The organism is Niveispirillum fermenti (assembly GCF_052474395.1).
Genome location: NZ_CP156680.1, coordinates 133,777 through 150,808, shown reverse-complemented (window position 1 = coordinate 150,808; position 17,032 = coordinate 133,777). Strand labels below are relative to the sequence as shown.

Here is a 17,032-nt window from a genome sequence, read left to right as displayed (position 1 = left end):
CGAAAGCGTCCGCCCAACGCAAGATCGAACGAAACAACATGTTCAGGGAGGTTGCCGTGCCAGATGATCTTTCGTCACAGCCCAAACCCGGCGAGGCCCGCTGTCCCGGCACGTCGTGGAACGACCTGATGGATGCGGACACCCGCCCCGTGCCCGATTTCCTGCGCCGGGAAAATTACCAGTATATGGGCAGTGACCCCCTGCAGGCCGCGCGTTACACCAGCCCGGATTTCTTCCGCCGCGAACAGGAACGGATGTGGCCGCGCGTCTGGCAATTCGCCGCGCGGGAGGAGGATATCCCCCAGCCCGGCGATTACGCGCTGTACGAGAATGCCGGCCGATCCTATCTGGTGACGCGGCAGCAGGACGGGTCGATCCGCGCCTTCCACAATGTCTGCCTGCATCGCGGGCGCAAGCTGCGGCTGGAAAGCGGATCGGCGGCGGAATTCAAATGCCCGTTCCATGGCTTTGCCTGGAACAATGACGGCAGCCTGAAGGATATTCCCTGCCGCTGGGATTTCCCGCACCTGCGGGAAGAGAAACTGGCCCTGCCGGAGGCGCAGGTCGGGCGTTGGGCCGGCTATGTCTTCCTGCGGGAAGCCGCCGAGGGTCCCAGCCTGGAGGAATATCTGGCCCCCCTGCCCGATTTCTTCAAACGCTGGCGGCACGAGGAATGCACGACCGTCATCTGGGTGGGCAAGGTGGTGAATGCCAACTGGAAGGTGGTGGCCGAAGCCTTCATGGAGGCCTGGCACACGATCGAGACGCACCCCCAGCTTCTGCCCTTCACCGGCGATGCCAATACGCAATACAGCACCTATGGCGACCATGTGAACGCGGCGCTGACGCCGTTCGCTGTCATGTCCCCCCATGTCGATCCGGCCGGCAAGCAGCAGCAATGGATCGTGGACGAGTTCCTGAAATATAACGGCCGGGCCGGCGGCACCGAAATGGCCGTGGATGTGCCCGACGGCATGACGGCACGCGCCGCCATGGCCGCCGCCAACCGGGAGAAATATCAGGCGGACAGCGGGTACGATCACAGCCATGTGACCGATGCCGAGCTGCTGGACGCCTTTGTCTACAACGTGTTCCCCAATTTCGCGCCCTGGGGCGGGTTCATGCCCAACATCGTCTATCGCTGGCGGCCCTGGCCGGATCAGGACAAGACCCTGATGGAAGTGCGCATCCTGGTCCGCCTGCCTGCCGACGCGCCGCGGCCGCCGCCCGTGGAAATGAAACTCCTGGGCCCGGACCAGCCCTGGACCGATGCCCCGGAACTGGGCGTGCTGGGCGATGTGTTCCAGCAGGATATGGAAAACCTGCCCTTCGTCCAGGACGGGCTGAAATGTTCCAAGAATGGCGAGGTGCAGTTGGGCAATTACCAGGAAATCCGGGTGCGCCACCTGCATGCCACGCTGGATAAATATCTGGCCGACTGATCCACCGGCGGGAAACGGGCCTGGCGGGGGTATACGCCTCCGCCAGGCCCGGCCGCTGTCCGGCTATTTTACGGTGATCAGAACCAACTGGCGATGAGTTCTTTTCATCGCCAGTTGGTTATCAGCCCTGTGCCCGGTTGACGGCCGCCGTCACCGCGGCGCTGTCATAGTAATAGGGCTTGATGGCGGCGACCCGCCCGTCTTCGGCGAAATGGAACACTTCCACCAGATCCAGCGGTTCCCCGACAGGCGGGACAAGCTGGAGCAGGTAGACCACATGATTGCCGGCCGCCATCCTGTTCTTCACCGCAATGGTCGCCTGCCCCAGCGAGGTGCCCAGCACCTTGGCGTAAAGCGTGCGCAGCGCCCCCTTGCCGCTATAGGTCCCGGCGAAGGGCAGCGTCTGCGCCTCCGTGATCACCAGATCCTCGCACAGCATGGTTTCGGCCAGGGGCCAGTCGCCCGTCGCCGTGGCGGCGTAAAGCGCCTCGGCGGTGGCCAGGTTGCGGGCGGCGGCATCGGTCTGGGGCATGGTCTTCCTCCGTCATGGGCCGGCCGCCGGATGGCACAATGCCCCGTCGCACCGGTTTTCTATGATTTATGATTCGACAGTCATTAGATGGGACGGCCGCCGGCCTGTCAAGCCCGCCCCGCAACCGTCTGCGCCGGTTTCCATACCCCCAAACCAAGGCGCCAATACGCACAGAAATCGACAGGGGGACCGGAAAGGTGGATTGACGTGCCACGGGACCGTGAATATAGTGATTAATGACTCATCAATCATCACTTACGGGCAGGCGTGCATCGTCGTTCTGACACGCCGGAACCGGTGCCCCGCCCGCAAGAGTTGCTGCAAAACAAGCCCACAAAAAAAGACATCCACAGGGAGGATATCCACCATGGCTTGCGCACCCACATTGCGTTCCACCCTGCTGGCCGCCGCGGCCCTGGTGCTGACCGGCACCCCCCCGGCGCTGGCACAGACCACCGGGGGCGCATCCGGCACCCAGGTCGACGCGCTGGAGGAAATCATCGTCACGGCCCGCCGCCGGTCGGAAACCTTGCAGGAGACGCCGCTGGCCGTCACGGCCATCACACCGGCGCAGTTGGAAAGCAAGGCGACGCTGAATATCGGCGACCTGATGGGCTCTGCCCCCAACGTACTGATTTCACAACAGAATTCTGGTGGCGCTGCCGCCAATGTCTCCATTCGCGGCCTGTCCTTCGCGGATATTGAGAAATCCTTCGACCCGACCGTGGCCATCGTGGTGGACGGCGTGTTCATCGGCACCAGCACCGGTGCCTATCTGGATTTCTTCGATATCGAGAGCATCGAGGTGCTGCGCGGCCCGCAGGGCACGCTGTTCGGGCGCAACACGATCGGCGGCGTCATCAATATCCGCCGGTCGCGCCCCACGGGGGAGAATGGCGGCAAGGTGGAACTGAGCTATGGCAAGTTCAACACCTGGGCCATGCGCGCCATCCTGAACGCCAATGTCGTCCCCGACAAGCTGGCCGCCAAGTTCTTCTATTTCCACAATGAAAGCGACGGTTATTACCGCCATGGCGTGAACGGTGATCGTCGGGGCGGCAATAATAACGACAATTTCGGCGCCAGCTTCCTGTTCACGCCGACCGACAATTTCGAGGCCCTGCTGACCGTGGAAAAGCAGGTCCAGAATTTCGACGTGGTCAATTCCTCCATCTCGCAGACCGGCGAGGTGATCTGCACCATGGCCCCCGCGGCCGAGTGCGACCGCAATACGCGCGGCGACCTTTACACCATTTTCAGCGAGCCCGGCCATTCCAACTACAAATCCCCGGCCGTCACGCTGGAAATGAACCTGGATACCGACGGAATGGATGTCACGTCGGTCACGGGATACCGCACCTCCGACGAGGCGCAGACCCAGGATTTCGACTCCTCCACCGCCGACCTGTACTATACCAACCGCATCCAGGATTACTGGCAGTTCAGCCAGGAACTGCGCGGAGCCGGCAACCTGACCGACAATTTCGACTATGTCATCGGCGGCTTCTATTACGAGAGCAAGTTCAACCTGTTCCAGGCCACCCGCCTGTTCGGCGCCATGACCCCCGCCGCCGATCAGTATAATACCGGCCGCGCCCGATCCTATGCCCTGTTCGGCGATTTCAACTGGAAGCTGGGCGATCAGTGGCGCCTGTCGGGCGGCGGCCGCTGGACCCGGGACGAGAAGAAGCAGATCAACCGCGTCGGGCCGGCGCAATATCCGCAGGCCAGCTACAGCGGCAGCAAGTTCACGCCGAAGGTGGTCCTGGACTACCGGCCCGATGACAACAACATGATCTATGCCTCCTGGTCGCGCGGCTACCGCTCGGGCGGCTTCTCCAGCCGCGGGCAGACGCTGGTTTCCTCCACCACGCCGTTTGGCCCGGAAACCGTGGACAGCTACGAGGCGGGCATCAAAAGCTCGATGCTGGACAACCGCCTGCAGGTCAATCTGGCCGCCTATTATTCCGACTATGACGAATTGCAGCAAAACACCACGATCCCCACCAATGTCGGCACCGGCAACGAGACGATCGTCAGCAATGTCGGTTCCGCCACGATCAAGGGCATCGAACTGGACGTGACGGCGCGGGTCACCCATGACCTGAAGGTCACCGGCTCGCTGGGTATCCAGGATTCCGGGTTCAAGGGCTTCATCACGGGTGCGCCCAATGCCGCCGGCCAGTTGGTGAATTTCGACTACTCGGCCGTGAAGATGATCTATTCCCCGGATGTGACGGGCTCGATCGCGCTGGATTACACGGTGCCGCTGGATGCCGGTGACCTGGTGTTCAACCTCGGCTACCGCTATATCGACGCCTATGACCAGCAGATCTCGCTGGGGCCGACGCAGGTCGATCCGGCGACCGGCAACGTCACCGTCCTGGCCAACGATCCGCGCGTGCGGTCGGACAAGCAGAACCTGGTCGATGCCTCGGCGACGATGAATTTCGACCTGGGCGACAACCGGGCCAAGCTGACCCTTTATGGCCGCAACCTGCTGGATGATCGCGGCCCCACGGCGGCCTTCACCGTGGCGGGCCTGTTCTCCTTCGCCTCTGCGCGGGAACCGCGGACCTATGGCGTCCAGCTCGGCGTCGAATTCTGATGCCGCCCGGCCGGCGGTTCCGCCGCCGGCCGGTTCTTTCCGTTCAGGGAGCCACGCGAATGAGTATCAACCGGCGCATCATCCTGCGCGCGCACCCCGGCGGCACCCCCGTGCCGTCCGATTTCCAGCGCATCGAGCAGCCGGTGCCGGAGCCCGGTCCGGGGGAGATGCGGGTGCGCAACCTCTATTTCTCCATGGAACCGGCCATCCGCGGCTGGCTGGACGGCAAGGACAATTATTTCCAGGCCATTCCGCTGGGCGGCGTGATCCGTGGCCCGACGCTGGGGGTGGTGGAAATATCCAACCTGGAGGGGTTCCGGCCCGGCGACCATGTCTGGGGCCTGAACCTGTGGGAGGATTATTCCATCCTGTCGGCAGAGACCATCCTTTTGGAAAAGCTGGCGGTCGATCCGGCCGTTCCGCTGTCCCACTATGTCGGCGCGCTGGGGCCGTCGGGCCTGACGGCCTATGTCGGGCTGCATGATGTGGGACAGGTGAAGGCGGGCGACACGGTGGTGATCAGCGCCGCGGCCGGTGCCGTGGGCAGCGTCGCGGGCCAGATTGCCCGGCTGCGCGGCGCGCGGGTGGTGGGCCTGGCGGGCTCGGCGGAAAAGGTGGCGCTGCTGAAGGACCGGCTGGGCTTCGATGCCGCCATCGATTACCGCGCCGTCCCCGACCTGGGGGCCGCCATCGCCGATGCCTGCCCCGACGGGATCGACATCTATTTCGACAATGTCGGCGGCCGGACGCTGGACGCCATGCTGCCGCATATGCGCGATTTCGGCCGCGTCGTCTGTTGCGGCATGATCGGCGATTACAACAACCAGTCCAACCCCACGCCGGTCCATAATCTGTGGCAGGTGGTGGCCAAGCAGTTGACCCTGCGCGGCTTCCTTCTGTTCTCGCACATGGAAACGCTGCCGCAGGCGCGGGAGGATCTGCGCCGCTGGGCGGCGGAAGGCCGGCTGGTCGCGCTGGAGAATGTCACGCGCGGCATCGACCGGGCGCCGGAAAGCTTCTGCCGGCTGATGGCGGGGCAGACGGTGGGCAAGACCGTGCTGGAAGTCGACTGGGCGTGAAGGCGGGGGCTGGCCCATGGTGATCCGCTATGATGCGGCGGTGAAGCTGCTGCTGGTCACCAAGGGCCATCCCTTCGACCGGCCCGCCTTCTTCGCCCTGTTCGATGCGCTGCCGGATGTGGCCTGGACCCATGTCGAACATCCGGCCGCCCCCTGGCTGATGGCGCCGGAACGGCTGCGGGCATTCGACCTGCTGGTCTTCTATGACATGCCGGGGCTGCTGTTCCGTCCCGCCACCCCGCCCGATCGGATCGACCCGCCGGACGCCATGAAGGCGGGCATGGAAGCGCTGCTGGCCGAGGGCAAACCCCTGCTGTTCCTGCACCATGCCCTGGCCGGCTGGCCCGCCTGGGACCGGTGGGCAGAGATCATCGGCGGCCGTTTCCATTACACGCCCGACCCGGCCCGCGGCATCATCGACAGCGGCTATCGCCATGACGTGACCCACCGCGTGCGGGTCGTGGCCGACCATCCCGTCACGGACGGCCTGGACGACGGTTTCACCATCACCGACGAACTGTACCTGACCCGCATCAACGAGGCGGACAAGCTGCCCCTGCTGCGCAGCGGCCATCGTTTCGAAGCGGAAAATTTCCATTCCGCCGATCTGGCCGTGCGCGGCCGCATGCATGCCAATGATGGCTGGCACCACCCGCCCGGCAGCGACCTGATCGCCTGGGCGAAGCGGGCGGGCAACAGCCCTGTCGTCTATATCCAGTGCGGCGACGGCCCGTCAGCCTATGGTAATCCCGGCTATCGCCGGCTTCTGTCCAATGCCGTCGCCTGGCTGACCGGCCCCGATGCCGGCCCCTGGGCACGGAATTTCACAGGCATGCCGGCGGGAAAGCCGGGTTGATGCCGGGCCGTACCGGTCCCGACCACCGGTCCCGATCATTGTCGGGACCGGTATCCAGGACAGGCGGCCCGTTCACCGGCTGGTATAGCCGCCATCGATGACCAGCTCGGACCCGACCATATAGCTGGAGGCCGGGGAGGCCAGGAACAGCACGCCGGCCGCGATCTCCTCCGGCCGGGCCTGACGGCCGATCGGGTGCATGGCATTCACGGCCTGCGTCGCCTGTTCCACCGACGCCATCGACCCCAGCGCGACATAACGGTCGATGATATCCTGGATCATGGCGGTGCCGACGGCGCCCGGATGCACGGAATTGACCCGGATCGGATAGCCAAGCGCACAGAATTCCAGCGCCGCCGACTTGGTCAGCATCAGGACCGCGGCCTTGGACGTGCAATAGGCGGCGTTGAACGGCGCCCCGCGCAGGCCGCCGACCGACGAGATGTTGATGATCGACGCGCCGCCCGGCCGGGCCGCCCCGCTTTCCCGCAGCAGCGGCAGCGCGGCCTGGATGCCCAGCAGCGGCCCTTCGACATTCACCGACTGGCACAGGCGCCACTGGTCCAGCGTGGTTTCGGCGATGGCGGCAACCAGCGGGATGCCGGCATTGTTGACCAGCACGTCCAGCCGCCCGTGACGCTTGCGGATATCCCGCATCAGCGTGGACCAGGCGTCGGCGTCGCGTACATCCAGGATGGCCTTTTCCCCCGCCACCGGGGCGGCATCGGCCGGCCAGTGGCGGTCGGCCGCCAGGACATGCGCACCGGCCCCCGACAGCGCGGCACAGATGGCCCGGCCGATGCCGCCACCGGCCCCGGTCACCAGGGCCACGGCCCCGTTCAGATCACGATCCATCATGCTGCCCCCCTATTGCGCCGTCCAGCCGCCATCGACGACCAGTTCCGATCCCGTCATGTAACTGGCATCATCGCTGGCCAGGAAGGCGATGGCGGCGGCGATTTCGTCCGGCCGGGCCAGCCGCCTGGCCGGCGTCATGCCGCCGATGGCGTCGATCAGATCCTGCGCCCGGGCCGCCTTGCCCTGATCGACCCAGCGCTGCATGCCGACATGCAGCAGCGGCGTTTCGACAAAGCCGGGATGGATTGAATTGACGCGGATGGGCTTGCCCGCCTGCGCGAATTCGATGGCCACGGCCTTGGTGAACAGGCGCACGGCCCCCTTGCTGGTATTATAGGCCGATGTCTCGGCAAACCCGACCAGCCCCATGATGGAGGCGACATTGACCACGCTGGACCCGCCCCGCCGCGCCGGCCCGCCGGCGGCCAGGGCGGCCGTGAAGGCCCGCACGCCCAGGAACACGCTGTCGACATTGACGCGCATCAGCCGGTGCCATGCCTCCAGGCTGGCCTGATCGACGGGGCCGACCATGTCGGTTCCGGCATTGTTGACCAGCACGTCCAGCGCGCCCCAGCGGCTTTCCACCCAGCCGCGCGCCAGGTCCCAATCCGCCTCCGACGTCACGTCCAGGCGCAGATAGTCGGCGGCCGGTCCCAGCCGGCCCACCACCTGGCCCACCAGCGGATCATCGGGCGGGGACAGGTCGGTCACGGCCACCTGCGCCCCTTCCGCCACCAGCCGTTCCGCCGTGGCCAGCCCGATCCCGCGCAAGGCACCCGTCACCAGGACGCGCGCGCCCTGCAATCCACGATCGATCATGGCGCTTGCCCCCCCTTGCCCTCACTGCGCCCACATGCCGCCATCGACATAAAGCTCGATGCCCGTGATGTACCGGCTTTCGTCGGACGCCAGGAACAGCACGGCATTGGCGATATCATCGGGTTCCCCCATGCGCCCCAGCGGAATGGCGGCCATCAGCGCATCCTTCACCGCCTCCGCACTGACGGATGCCTGCATCATCATGTTGGTCCAGATCATGCCGGGATGGATGGAATTGCAGCGGATATTGTCGGGCGCGCCTTCGATGGCGATGGTCTTGGTCATGGACCGCACCCCGCCCTTGGCCGCCGCATAGGCCGACAGGCCCGAAATGCCCAGGGTGCCGGCGATGGAGGACAGGTTGACGATCGACCCGCCGCCCGACCGGCGCAGCAGCGGCAGGGCCGTCTTCACCCCCAGGAAGGTGCCCATCAGGTTGACATCCAGCTGCCGCTGGAATTCCCGGGGCGTGGTGTCGTCCACATTCTTGGTCAGATGGATGCCGGCATTGTTGACCAGGATGTCCAGCCGGCCGAAGGTCTTCTCCGTTTCCGCGATGGCGTGCGCCCAATCATCTTCCGACACCACATCCTGGCGCAGATGAAGGGCCTCCCCGCCCGCCCCCCGGATGGCGGCGGCGCACAGGCCGGCGCCATCGGCATCCATGTCGGTCACGACCAGCCGGGCGCCCTCGGCCGCCAGGCGGCAGGCCGTGGCATAGCCCAGGCCGGGGTTGGACGCGGCACCCGTGACAAGGGCGACCTTACCCTGCAAACGACCCATCTTCTCCATCCTCCCTGTCTGTCGGCCGGGGCCGGCATTGCCGGCAGGCGGCAGGTGACCCCCTCCTGCCTGCCGGCTTATGGCCACGGCTTATTACGATTTATGATTCATTAGTCATTATTTCAGCGCAAACGCCCGGCCTGTCAAGCGCGAACCCGCCCCGGCCCGGCGTTTATGCAAATTCGCTGAAACGCAATCAAACCCGGCTTGACAAGCCGGTTGCGGATAGTGAACATGACGAATGAATCATAAATCATTCGGGTGGCGCGCGGGGCGGTTCCGCGGCCAGCCCGTTTGCACATCGGGGGAGGCGGTATGACGGCGCTGGCGGAACAGATCAACCGGTCGGCCGAGGCGATGCTGACCTATGTGGAAACCCAGACCACCGATCAGGCGGCGGACATCCTGAAGGTGCCGGCCGCCGATTATCTGGACCCGGCCCGGTTCGAGCGGGAAATGGCCCTGATCTTCCGGCGCCTGCCCCTGATGCTGGCCCTGTCCATCGAACTGCCGGCGCCCGGCGATTACAAGGCGATGGAGGCGATGGGCGTGCCCGTCCTGATCACCCGTGACCGGGCGGGCCAGGTGCATGCCATGCTGAATGTCTGCACCCATCGCGGCGCGCCGCTGGTGAAGCCGGGCCAGGGATCGGCCAGCCGCTTCACCTGTCCCTATCATGCCTGGTCCTTCCATAATGACGGCCGCCTGCTGGCCGTGTCGGAAAAGGCCAAGTTCGGGGAGGTGGACAAGGATTGCCACCGGCTGAAGCCGCTTGCCTGCCAGGAAGTGGCCGGGATGATCTTCGTGATCCTGACGCCGGGCCTGGAGATCGATGTAAAATCCTATCTGGGCGGCATGCTGGACGATCTGGAAAGCCTGAATTTCGGCAAATGGCATTTCTGCGGCAACCGGGAGATTTCCGGCGCCAACTGGAAGATCGCCTATGACGGCTATCTGGAAGGGTATCATTTCGCCGCCGCGCACCCGGAAACGGTGCATCCGCGCACCTTCTCCAACATCATGCATTTCGAGGGGTTCGGGCCGCATCTGCGCATCGGCTTCCCCCAGCGCAGCATCGGCAGGCTGCGCGATGTGCCGCGCGACGAATGGCACCGGCACCAGAATGACGGGTTCGATTTCGTGCGCACCCTGTTCCCCAACCTGTCCATCTTCGTGGCGCCGGAGATCGCACAGATCGCCCTGCTGCTGCCGGGGCCGGCGCCGGGGCAGAACCGCACCATCCTGACCTATGCCACCCCCAACGCCCCGGCGGACGAGGCGGAGCGGGAGAAGATGGCCATGATGGCCAGCTTCTTCGGGGATGTGACGAACCAGGAGGATTACGTGCTGGGCCTGTCCATCCAGAAAGGGCTGGAGGCCGGCGCGCTGGACCATGTCACCTTCGGCCGCAACGAACGCGGCAATCAATATTTCCACCGCTGGGTCGATCATTACCTGAAGGATGATCCGGCCGCCCCGCCGCCCCGCCTCTGACCCGGCCCCCCATCAAGGACAAGCACGATGCCCATCATCATCATGGCCACGCTGGACGTGGACCCTGCCCTGCGCGCGCAATTCCTGACCGATGCCGACCCCCTGATCCAGGAGGCGCTGGCCGAGGATGGGTGCGTGGAATATAGCTGGGGCGCCGATCACAGGAACCCGGCCCGCGTGAACGTGTTCGAGGAATGGCGCGACGAGGCGGCCCTGCGTGCCCATTTCGCCGCCCCCGCCTACAGCACCATGGTCGGCCTGCTGCAACAGGCCGGCATGACGGCCGCGGAGGCACGCAAGTACCGCGTCGATCTGATCGAACCCGTCTATGACCCGCAGGGCGTGGCGCGGGCCGATTTCTTCACGGCCTGATCCGGCAGCCGGTCCGGCCGGGAAAGACAGCGCGCAGAGACAGCACGGGGAGAAAAGGCGGGGTGCCGCCCGGCGGCGGCACCCCGCTTCCCTGCCTACAGCACCCGCACGGCCGGGCCGGGGTTGGCGCTGTAAAGATCGGCCACGATGTCGGCGCGGTGGTCGATGACGGCGCGGCGGTTGATGGTGCCCTTGTCCGACAATTCATGCCAGTCGGGGTTGGGCGGGGTGGTCAGCATGGCCACGCGCGCCACGGTGGCGGACCGGCCCGCCTGATCGCGGTTGAAATCGCGCAGCCGCCCGGCCACCTGGTCCAGCACATCGGCCGGGGCGCCGGGACGTGGCCAGAACAACAGGCCCAGCCACGGCCGGTTGTCGTCGGTGAAGACCAGATCCAGCACCAGCGGCGCCAGATGGCCCAGCAACAGGTCGCGCAGATGCCCGCCCTGAACCCAGGTGCCGTTATCCAGCTTGAATTCCTCCGCCAGCCGCCCGGCAAAGGCCAGACCCGCCTCGGGCCGCGCCTCGTCATGGAAATGGGCCAGATCGCCGGACCGGTAGAAGCCATCCTCGTCGAAGGCGGCGGCCGTCCGGTCGGGATCATCCAGATAGGCCGCCATCACATTGGGCCCGCGCAGGCGCAGCTCGTACCGCCCGTCATAGGGCACCAGCTTCACCTCCACCCCCGGTGCGGGCAGGCCGATGCCCACCTTGTCGGTCGGGAAATGGGTGACCAGACAGCCCGTTGTCGATTCCGTCATGCCATAGCCGGAGGTGATATGGACGCGGTGGCCCGTCTCCTCGATCGCCATGCGCTGCAGGCGGTCATAGACATGCTGGGCCAGACCCGCGCCGCCATACAGCATCATGCGCATGCGGCTGTAGAAGGTGCGGCGCAGCACCGGGTCCTGTTCCAGCGCATCGGCCAGCAGGGCATAGCCGGCCGGCACATTGTTGTAATAGCCGACCGACACCTCGCGCAGGTTGCGCACCGTCTCGCCGAACAGGCCGGGCATGGGCTTGCCATTGTCGACCCAGAGCGAATACCCCTCCAGCAGCGCGATACGCAGGACCGACGCGCCGGCGGCATGGTGCCAGGGCAGCCAGTCCACGATGTCGCCGTCCGGCCCCAGCGCACCACCCGCCGTGGCCATGCCCTGCGCCGTGCTGGCCGCCAGATTGGTCAGGCTGAGCGGCACGACCTTGGGCAGGCCCGTGGAACCGGAGGTCAGCATCAGACAGGCCGGCGCCGTGACATCCAGCGCCCCGATGGCCTGATCCAGATCGGCGGCGGCCGGTGTGGCCAGCAGCGCGTCGAAGCCGATGACGGGCCGGTCCAGCCCCAGGGGCGCCGTGCTGATCACGGGCATGCCGGCCGGGGCCACGGCATCGATGGCGCCGGCCAGGGCCGGATGCGGATCGACATAGGCCATGACCGGCCCGACCTTGGCGAAGACATGGCGCAGCCGCGCCAGATTGCCGCCGGCCAGCCCGTAGGAGATGCCGACCAGACTGACCCGCACCCCCGCCGTGAAGGCGGCATAGGTCAGCACGGCCGTGGCGTGGCTGTTCACCCCCATGATCAGAAGCGTGCCCCCGGCCGGCACATGGGCCGACAGCCAGCCGGCCGCCGCCGCGATATCATCGGCCAGCGCGCCGAAGCTGCGCTTTTCCCAGGCCCCGTCGGCCCCGCGCCAGGCCAGGGCCAGCCGGTCGGGATGCCGGCGGGCGCGGGCCCGGATGGCGCGCGGGATGTTGGCGTCGGGAATATGCAGGTCCAGGCGGGACCGCAGCCGGATGCTGCCATCGGCCGCGCGGTCGATGGCCAGATCGACCGGCATGAAATCGGCCTCGCGGAAGGGAACGGTCGTCATGTCCATCACAGGGCCTCCCGGTCGATCAGTTCAACCACCTGCGGGGGATAGGGTTCGCCCCGCCGCATCGCCTCGATCACCGACCGGTCGATATAGTCGCGCCAGCCGATGATCAGGTCGCCGTCAAATTCCATGATGCCGGCATAGGGCACGGCCACCTTGCGGCCATCGGCGCGCACGAACTCGTCAACCCCTTCCACGAACAGCCGGTCGCCCTGCTCGGCGGCGTGGAATAGGCGCCAGCGCACCTCCGCCACCTCCTGCGAGAATTTCTCCAGAAAGGCGCGGGCGGCGGCCTTGCCGCGCAGCGGCGGCACCACGGCCGCCGCGAAATGCCAGACGATATCGTCATGCAGCCGGGCCAGCACGGCGTCGATATCCTGGCGCTTCCAGTCGGCGATGACGGCCTTGAACTGGTTCAGCCGGCGGTCGGGCGCGGGGGCCGCACTGGCTGCGGTGGCTGCTGCCAGGGGGGCTGCTGTGATCATGGCGGGCACTCCGGCCAGGATGGTGCGGCGGTCCATCAGGCGGCCCTCCGCTCGACGATGAAGCTGACGGTGGTGGTGGTGGAGCCGCCGATATTCAGCGTTTGCACGGCCCGTGCCCCTTCCACCTGATAGCCGCCGGCCATACCGGTCACCTGCCGGGCGGCGTCCAGCACCATGCGCACGCCCGTGGCCCCCACGGGGTGGCCCAAGCCGATCAGCCCGCCGGACGGGTTGATGGGCAGCCGGCCCCCCATCTCGATGGCGCCCTCCTCCACGGCCTTCCACGCCTCGCCGGGCGCGGTCAGGCCCAGATGGTCGATGGCCATGTATTCGGTCATGGCGAAGCAATCATGGGTTTCCACGGCGTGGATCTGCGACAGGTCGGTGATGCCTGCCCGCTGGCGCGCATCCAGGATGGCGCGGCGCACCTGCGGGAAGACATGCTCGGCCCCCGCCCCGTCGGCCAGCTTGCGGCGATAGCCGATGGCGGCCGACCGGTGGCCCCAGCCCGTGATGCGGGGCAGGTCGGACAGCGCGATCCCCCGCCGGCGGGCATAATCGGCCGCGCGTTCGGGCGAGGCCAGGAACAGCACGGCGGCCCCGTCGGTCACCTGACCGCATTCCATCTTGCGCGTCCGCCCCTCCACGAACGGATTGGCCTCCGCATCGTCGGTGAAGCTGCGGTCGGTGAAGGTCCAGTTGCGCGTCTGGGCATTGGGATTGCGCCGGGCGTTGGTGAAATTCACCTCTGCGATGCGCCAGAGATGGGCCGGGTCCAGCCCATAGCGCCGTTCATATTCATCGGCCAGGTCGGAAAAGGCCTGGGGCCAGACATAGCGGCAATCGGTGAATTCCTGCCCGCGCAGGCAGGCAGCCCCCAGATGGTCGGCCGCCGTGACGCCCGGCACGTTGCGCATCAGTTCCAGCCCCACGACACAGGCCAGCCCGTGGCGGCCCGCCTCGATATCCGCCATGGCCGCCTGCACGGCCAGCGAGCCGGAGGCGCAGGCCGCCTCGTGCCGGGCCGTGGGCATGCCGTCGAAACCCGGATCGGCATGGCCGAAGAACCCGCCCAGCAGCCCCTGGCCCACGAACAGTTCGGCCACGAAATTACCGACATGGCCGCAATCGACCTCGGCCGCATCCAGGCCCGTGACCGCCAGCCCCTGCTGAACCGTCTGCGTGAACCCGGCCAGGATATCCATTCCCTGGCGCGTCCAGTTGGACGCAAAATCGCTTTGCCACCCGCCAAGCACATAGACCATGGCAATGGTTCTCCCCATGCATGATTAGTATGGTTATGCAAGTTTATATCGTCTATGGTACGTTTACGCAAGCGTTGATCCGCCACCGGCTTCCCGAAGCGCACTGTGCATACGCACAAAATTTTCCGCAGAAAATAGTTGAAGTCCAGCTTGACAGGCGCGAGCGGATGGTGAGATTTGTGACTTGCGTAAACATACCAATAAGAATTCGCAGCTAAGGGGGAAATCATGATCAACGGAATTCAGGCGGCAAACCGCCGCCATTGGCCGGCCGCCGGGCTGCTGGCCGCCCTGCTGGGCGCCACGTCCGGCCCGGCCCTGGCACAATCGGCGCCGGCCGCCACGGCCGCCGCGAACGACCAGCCCTTCCTGGCCGAGATCGTCGTGACGGCGCGCAAGCGGGCGGAAAGCCTGCAGAACGTGCCCGTCGCCGTGACCGCCATCGATGGGGAGACGCTGCGCGCCGCCGCCATCACCGACATTTCCGACCTCGCCTCGCGCACGCCCAGCTTCACCTTCCAGCAGCAGAACGCGCTGGAACAGGAGCTGTTCATCCGCGGCATCGGCACGGTGCGCCTGAACAGCGCCACGGCCGATCCGTCCGTCGGCGTCTTCCTGGACGAGGTCTATATCGGCCGCCGCGGCACGGCAACGCCGCCCATCTTCGACCTGGAGCGGGTGGAGGTGCTGCGCGGGCCGCAGGGCACGCTGTTCGGCAAGAATGTCGTGGGCGGCGCCATCAGCTTCGTGACGGCCCGCCCGAAGGAGGAGCTGGAGGGCTTCGCGTCGGTCAGCATGGGCAATTACGGCGCCATCGCCAGCCAGGCCTATATCACGGGCGCCCTGTCCGACACGGTGAAGGCGCGCCTGTCCTTCTACCAGAACCGCCATGACGGCTATGCCACCAACATCGTGACGGGGCAGGAGCTGGAGGATATCGACAGCTTTGCCGGCCGCCTGTCGGTGCAGTTCGACCCGAACGAGGCGCTGTCCATCCTGGTGGTGGCCGATGCCGGGCGCGACAGCGGCGGCGGGTCGGCCCGCCATGCCGTGGACGACCCGACGCGGGCCGGCTTCGGCTTCATCACGCCCAACCTGATTTCCGACAATCCCCGCACCACCGAAACGCCGCACGACCAGTACATGAAGCGGCGCACCTCGGGCCTGACGGTACGGGCCGATTATGATTTCGACGGGCCGGTCCTGACCTATGTCGCCGCGGTGCGCCGGGGCGAGGCGTCGAACCGCTGGAGCCAGCCGGGTGCCGGCTCCCCGCCCTCGATCACCGACAGCATGCTGACCCAGACGGAAGATTATGTCGGCATCACGCAGGAACTGCGCCTGGCTTCGGCCCAGGATCAGCCGCTGCGCTGGGTGTCCGGCCTTTATTTCCTGAAGGAGACGACGGACCGTTCGTCGCGCAACACGGCCAATTCCTTCCTGCCGGGCGGGGCGGGCAGCACGCGCGACACGCTGGATGGCGACAATATCTTCATCCAGACGGGCAAGGCACCCAATTATGCCGCGTTCGGCGAACTGGAATATGATCTGACCACCGATCTGACCCTGTCGGCCGGCATGCGCTACACGATCGATCACAAGAGCTTCGATTCCGAGGCGCGCATCCTGAGCCTGGGTCCCGACGGCATGGACAATGCCCTGTCGCCGGCCCCGCTGCTGGGCCCCTATCACATCAAGGTCGACCAGACCTGGCGCCGGCTGACGCCGCGCGTGCTGCTGGAATGGTCGTCGGGCAACGGCACCATGGTCTATGGCTCCGTCACGCGCGGCTTCAAGGGCGGTGGCTGGCAGAGCGCGGCGGCCGACGCGGCCACCGCCTCCCTGGCCTATAACCCGGAAACCGCCTGGAATTACGAGGCCGGCATCAAGACCGACCTGCTCGACAACCGCATGCGCTTCAACCTGGCTGCCTTCTACACCGACTTCAAGGACCTGCAGGTGGAGCAGCTGGACGACGTGGCCCTGACCCTGGTGGTGGCCAATGCCGCGTCGGCCAAGATCAAGGGGCTGGAGGCGGAAGTGCAGGTGCAGCCGACGCGGGAACTGACCCTGTCGGCCTCCGGCTCGCTGCTGCATGCGCGCTATGGCAAGTATCTGGACGCCGCGCGCAACCTGGAATTCACCGGCAACAAGATGCTGCGCACGCCCGATTACCAGTTCAGCGTCAGCGCCAATTACGCCATCGATGTCGGCAGCGACATGCGGCTTTCCACCAATGTCGCCTATGTCTACCAGGACAACATCTTCTGGGGGCCGGAGAACACCAATGTCGAACCGGGTTACGGGCTGCTGGATGCCCGTGTCAGCCTGGGCACGACGGACGGTGCCTGGCAGTTCACCGTCTATGGCAAGAACCTGACGGACAAACTGTACCGGACCAGCATCATCCCCTTCGCCGGGGACGAGGTGTCGCTGTACGGCGCGCCGCGCACCTACGGCGCCCGCCTGTCCACCCGGTTCTGATCCGGTCGGCACGCAAAGCCCGACGGACACGAGCGGCAAACGAGGAAGCCCCTGCCCCTGCCCGCCGTCAGCGCGGGA

The 17,032-nt window shown here is 66.2% G+C and carries 14 protein-coding genes; 7 read left to right on the top strand and 7 right to left on the bottom strand.

Annotation, left to right across the window (positions count from 1 at the left end):
- Positions 1-38 precede the first annotated feature (38 nt).
- On the top strand, positions 39-1,442 hold the full coding sequence (locus ABC728_RS10600; protein WP_445376449.1) for an aromatic ring-hydroxylating oxygenase subunit alpha: 1,404 nt from the start codon (positions 39-41) through the stop codon (positions 1,440-1,442).
- 121 nt (positions 1,443-1,563) lie between these two features.
- Here the strand turns inward: ABC728_RS10600 and ABC728_RS10595 are convergent, their stop codons facing one another.
- Positions 1,564-1,974, bottom strand: coding sequence for a nuclear transport factor 2 family protein (locus ABC728_RS10595; protein WP_416621481.1), 411 nt, complete (start codon positions 1,972-1,974; stop codon positions 1,564-1,566).
- A gap of 367 nt (positions 1,975-2,341) precedes the next feature.
- On the opposite strand from ABC728_RS10595, the gene ABC728_RS10590 reads away from it, so the two are divergent.
- Genes ABC728_RS10590 through ABC728_RS10580 form a run of 3 tightly spaced genes read left to right on the top strand, consistent with a single transcriptional unit; the run spans position 2,342 to position 6,517 of the window.
- Positions 2,342-4,582: a TonB-dependent receptor gene (locus ABC728_RS10590; protein ID WP_416621482.1), complete on the top strand. Its 2,241-nt coding sequence runs from the start codon at positions 2,342-2,344 to the stop codon at positions 4,580-4,582.
- 59 nt (positions 4,583-4,641) lie between these two features.
- Positions 4,642-5,661 (top strand): NADP-dependent oxidoreductase, encoded by a 1,020-nt coding sequence (locus tag ABC728_RS10585; protein WP_416621483.1) that lies wholly within the window; start codon positions 4,642-4,644, stop codon positions 5,659-5,661.
- Between the two features lie 16 nt (positions 5,662-5,677).
- Positions 5,678-6,517, top strand: a complete 840-nt coding sequence (locus tag ABC728_RS10580; protein ID WP_416621484.1) for a ThuA domain-containing protein — start codon at positions 5,678-5,680, stop codon at positions 6,515-6,517.
- A 72-nt stretch (positions 6,518-6,589) separates the two neighbouring features.
- Here ABC728_RS10580 and ABC728_RS10575 read toward each other — a convergent pair whose 3' ends face one another.
- The 3 genes from ABC728_RS10575 to ABC728_RS10565 are packed head-to-tail and all read right to left on the bottom strand — an operon-like array spanning position 6,590 to position 8,977.
- A complete protein-coding gene (locus ABC728_RS10575) occupies positions 6,590-7,375 on the bottom strand; it encodes an SDR family oxidoreductase (protein ID WP_416621485.1) in 786 nt (261 codons plus the stop codon).
- 9 nt (positions 7,376-7,384) lie between these two features.
- Positions 7,385-8,194, bottom strand: coding sequence for an SDR family NAD(P)-dependent oxidoreductase (locus tag ABC728_RS10570; protein WP_416621486.1), 810 nt, complete (start codon positions 8,192-8,194; stop codon positions 7,385-7,387).
- 21 nt (positions 8,195-8,215) lie between these two features.
- Positions 8,216-8,977, bottom strand: a complete 762-nt coding sequence (locus tag ABC728_RS10565; protein ID WP_416621487.1) for an SDR family NAD(P)-dependent oxidoreductase — start codon at positions 8,975-8,977, stop codon at positions 8,216-8,218.
- 315 nt (positions 8,978-9,292) lie between these two features.
- Between ABC728_RS10565 and ABC728_RS10560 the strand changes: the two genes are divergently transcribed.
- Both ABC728_RS10560 and ABC728_RS10555 read left to right on the top strand, forming a co-directional pair.
- Positions 9,293-10,471, top strand: a complete 1,179-nt coding sequence (locus ABC728_RS10560; RefSeq protein WP_416621488.1) for an aromatic ring-hydroxylating oxygenase subunit alpha — start codon at positions 9,293-9,295, stop codon at positions 10,469-10,471.
- A gap of 27 nt (positions 10,472-10,498) precedes the next feature.
- Positions 10,499-10,843, top strand: coding sequence for a putative quinol monooxygenase (locus tag ABC728_RS10555; RefSeq protein WP_416621489.1), 345 nt, complete (start codon positions 10,499-10,501; stop codon positions 10,841-10,843).
- 95 nt (positions 10,844-10,938) lie between these two features.
- On the opposite strand, the gene ABC728_RS10550 is transcribed toward ABC728_RS10555, so the two are convergent.
- From ABC728_RS10550 to ABC728_RS10540, 3 genes are read right to left on the bottom strand one after another with little or no spacing between them, the layout of a single operon-like run.
- Complete coding sequence (locus ABC728_RS10550; protein ID WP_416621490.1) at positions 10,939-12,723, bottom strand: AMP-binding protein; 1,785 nt, start codon at positions 12,721-12,723, stop codon at positions 10,939-10,941.
- Complete coding sequence (locus ABC728_RS10545; protein WP_416621491.1) at positions 12,723-13,241, bottom strand: nuclear transport factor 2 family protein; 519 nt, start codon at positions 13,239-13,241, stop codon at positions 12,723-12,725. Before ABC728_RS10545 ends, ABC728_RS10550 begins: the two co-directional genes overlap by 1 nt.
- Positions 13,241-14,470 carry an acetyl-CoA acetyltransferase gene (locus ABC728_RS10540; protein ID WP_416621492.1) on the bottom strand — a complete coding sequence of 410 codons (1,230 nt, stop codon included), beginning with the start codon at positions 14,468-14,470 and terminating at the stop codon, positions 13,241-13,243. The genes ABC728_RS10545 and ABC728_RS10540 overlap by 1 nt, the downstream gene beginning before the upstream one ends.
- Before the next feature lie 228 nt (positions 14,471-14,698).
- On the opposite strand from ABC728_RS10540, the gene ABC728_RS10535 reads away from it, so the two are divergent.
- Positions 14,699-16,954 (top strand): TonB-dependent receptor, encoded by a 2,256-nt coding sequence (locus ABC728_RS10535; RefSeq protein ID WP_416621493.1) that lies wholly within the window; start codon positions 14,699-14,701, stop codon positions 16,952-16,954.
- Positions 16,955-17,032: the final 78 nt, after the last annotated feature.

Excerpts from the sequence above, each read along its gene's own strand:
- ABC728_RS10600 (WP_445376449.1), top strand. The coding sequence starts at position 39 with ATGTTCAGGGAGGTTGCCGTGCCAGATGATCTTTCGTCACAGCCCAAA.
- ABC728_RS10595 (WP_416621481.1), bottom strand. The coding sequence starts at position 1,974 with ATGCCCCAGACCGATGCCGCCGCCCGCAACCTGGCCACCGCCGAGGCG.
- ABC728_RS10590 (WP_416621482.1), top strand. The coding sequence starts at position 2,342 with ATGGCTTGCGCACCCACATTGCGTTCCACCCTGCTGGCCGCCGCGGCC.
- ABC728_RS10585 (WP_416621483.1), top strand. The coding sequence starts at position 4,642 with ATGAGTATCAACCGGCGCATCATCCTGCGCGCGCACCCCGGCGGCACC.
- ABC728_RS10580 (WP_416621484.1), top strand. The coding sequence starts at position 5,678 with ATGGTGATCCGCTATGATGCGGCGGTGAAGCTGCTGCTGGTCACCAAG.
- ABC728_RS10575 (WP_416621485.1), bottom strand. The coding sequence starts at position 7,375 with ATGATGGATCGTGATCTGAACGGGGCCGTGGCCCTGGTGACCGGGGCC.
- ABC728_RS10570 (WP_416621486.1), bottom strand. The coding sequence starts at position 8,194 with ATGATCGATCGTGGATTGCAGGGCGCGCGCGTCCTGGTGACGGGTGCC.
- ABC728_RS10565 (WP_416621487.1), bottom strand. The coding sequence starts at position 8,977 with ATGGGTCGTTTGCAGGGTAAGGTCGCCCTTGTCACGGGTGCCGCGTCC.
- ABC728_RS10560 (WP_416621488.1), top strand. The coding sequence starts at position 9,293 with ATGACGGCGCTGGCGGAACAGATCAACCGGTCGGCCGAGGCGATGCTG.
- ABC728_RS10555 (WP_416621489.1), top strand. The coding sequence starts at position 10,499 with ATGCCCATCATCATCATGGCCACGCTGGACGTGGACCCTGCCCTGCGC.
- ABC728_RS10550 (WP_416621490.1), bottom strand. The coding sequence starts at position 12,723 with ATGGACATGACGACCGTTCCCTTCCGCGAGGCCGATTTCATGCCGGTC.
- ABC728_RS10545 (WP_416621491.1), bottom strand. The coding sequence starts at position 13,241 with ATGGACCGCCGCACCATCCTGGCCGGAGTGCCCGCCATGATCACAGCA.
- ABC728_RS10540 (WP_416621492.1), bottom strand. The coding sequence starts at position 14,470 with ATGGTCTATGTGCTTGGCGGGTGGCAAAGCGATTTTGCGTCCAACTGG.
- ABC728_RS10535 (WP_416621493.1), top strand. The coding sequence starts at position 14,699 with ATGATCAACGGAATTCAGGCGGCAAACCGCCGCCATTGGCCGGCCGCC.